Source organism: Corynebacterium striatum ATCC 6940, assembly GCF_000159135.1.
In the GTDB taxonomy this organism is placed as follows: Bacteria; Actinomycetota; Actinomycetes; order Mycobacteriales; family Mycobacteriaceae; genus Corynebacterium; species Corynebacterium striatum.
Map to the genome: position 1 here is coordinate 1 of NZ_GG667564.1, position 324 is coordinate 324.

Here is a 324-nt window from a genome sequence, read left to right on the forward strand (position 1 = left end):
TTTGGCTCTTCCTTTTCTGCAGGGGCTGCCTGCTCCTGTGCGGCGTTGCCGTCGCCGATGCGGGCGATGACTGCTCCGACGTCGACGGTGTCGTCTTCGTCAGCGAGGATTTCGACCAGGGTGCCGGCGACTGGGGATGGGATTTCGGTGTCGACCTTGTCGGTGGAGACCTCGAGGAGTGGCTCGTCGACCTCGACGGTGTCGCCGACGGACTTCAGCCACTGGGTGATGGTGCCCTCGGTGACGGACTCGCCGAGCTCTGGCATGGCAACGTCGGTTGCGGAGCCGGAAGCTGCTGGTGCGGACTTCTCTTCCTTCTCCTCA

At 64.2% G+C, this 324-nt stretch carries 1 protein-coding gene; it reads right to left on the bottom strand.

Annotation, left to right across the window (positions count from 1 at the left end; translation table 11 throughout):
- Positions 1-324 (bottom strand): biotin/lipoyl-containing protein (locus HMPREF0308_RS12755; RefSeq protein ID WP_005532400.1); only part of this gene is annotated, 324 nt, incomplete at both ends.